At 74.9% G+C, this 354-nt stretch carries 1 protein-coding gene; it reads right to left on the bottom strand.

Annotated elements, in window-relative coordinates:
- Positions 1-354 (bottom strand): ATP-binding protein (locus RM812_RS42815; RefSeq protein ID WP_449657867.1); only part of this gene is annotated, 354 nt, incomplete at both ends.

Raw genomic sequence — 354 nt, 5'->3', positions numbered from 1 at the left:
GGCGCTGGAGTGAGCAGTCGCGGGTGGAGACGACGACGACGTTGCCGTGGGTGTCGGCCAGGCACTGGGTCTCCACGTGGCGGGGCTTGTCGAGGTAGCGCTCGACGAAGCACTCGCCGCGGCCGAACGCGGCGACCGCCTCGCGGACGGCGGAGTCGTACAGCTCGGGGACCTCGTCGAGGGTGCGGGCGACCTTGAGGCCGCGTCCGCCGCCGCCGAAGGCGGCCTTGATCGCGATCGGCAGGCCGTGTTCCTTCGCGAAGGCCACGACCTCGTCGGCGCCCGAGACGGGGTCCGGGGTGCCCGCGACCAGCGGGGCGCCGGCGCGCTGGGCGATGTGGCGGGCGGCGACCT

The organism is Streptomyces lancefieldiae, from assembly GCF_031845825.1.
In the GTDB taxonomy this organism is placed as follows: domain Bacteria; phylum Actinomycetota; class Actinomycetes; order Streptomycetales; family Streptomycetaceae; genus Streptomyces; species Streptomyces lancefieldiae.
Note: the sequence above shows the minus strand (reverse complement) of the source record. Positions and strands in the feature narration are given on the sequence as shown.